General features: G+C 58.2%; 1 protein-coding gene. It reads left to right on the forward strand.

Annotation, left to right across the window (positions count from 1 at the left end):
- Nucleotides 1–134: 134 nt before the first annotated feature.
- The coding region (locus EVC45_RS44780; protein ID WP_129964378.1) for an IS4 family transposase at nt 135–1,164 on the forward strand (1,030 nt) is incomplete at its 3' end.

Consider the following 1,164-nt stretch of genomic DNA (forward strand, 5'->3'; position numbering starts at 1 on the left):
TCCGGTTTATTCGAGGTCGGCAGGCTGGAGAGCGCCTGTTGACGCGGGGTTCGAGGATTTCGAGGGTGTCCACGATTTGAATTTCGAAAGCAGCATTTGCGATCCTTTAGGGTTTCGACGACCCGGGGTAGCGCATGAACGTGGGCAAGACGCTGTTTGCGCAAGTTATGGAGTTTGTGCCGTGGAAGTCGTTTGGCCGCATCATCGATCGACACCGCGGCGACGCGGGTGTGCGCACGCTCGGTTTTGCGGATCTGTTTCGCATCATGGCCTTCGCGCAGCTGACCTGGCGCGAATCCCTGCGCGACATCGAGGCCTACCTCGCTGCGAATCAGAGCAAGCTGTTTCATATGGGTTTGAAGAACGTGCCGGCACGCTCCACCCTGTCGGACGCGTTGAACCTGCGAGACTGGCGTATCTATCATGCGCTGGCAATGCGGCTTATCACCCGTGCCCGTGCGCTCTACGCGACCGAGTCGCTGGACATCGACCTCGATGCGACGGTCTATGCGCTCGATGCCACGACGATCGACTTGTGCCTGTCCTTGTTCCAGTGGGCGCCGTTTCGCACGACCAAGGCAGCGGTGAAGATGCATACGCTGCTGGATTTGCGCGGCGCAATTCCCGCGTTCATCCACATCAGCGACGGCAAGATGCACGAGGTGGGCGTGCTCGATTTCCTGCCCATAGAAGCCGGTGCGTTTTACGTCATGGATCGCGGCTATCTGGACTTCGCGCGACTTTTCAAGCTGCATCAGGCGGGTGCTTTCTTTGTTACGCGCGCCAAGAGCAACATGAACGCGCGCCGCGTCTACTCGACCGCCACCGACCGGAGCACGGGCGTGATCTGCGATCAGAGTATTGCCCTGAACGGTTTCCGCGCTTCGCAGGACTACCCAGAACGTTTGCGGCGCATCCGTTTCAAGGATCCGGAATCTGGCAAGAACCTGATCTTCCTGACCAACAACACGACGATGCCGCCCTTGACCATCACCGCGCTCTACAAGAACCGTTGGCAGGTCGAACTGTTCTTCAAGTGGATCAAACAGCACCTGCGCATCAAGCGATTCCTTGGCACAAGCGAGAACGCCGTGAAGACGCAAATCTGGTGTGCGGTCTCCACCTACGTACTGATCGCAATAGTCAAAAAGGAGCTTCAACTCG

Origin of the sequence: Paraburkholderia sp. UYCP14C, from assembly GCF_004197395.1 — a bacterium.
Lineage (GTDB): Bacteria > Pseudomonadota > Gammaproteobacteria > Burkholderiales > Burkholderiaceae > Paraburkholderia.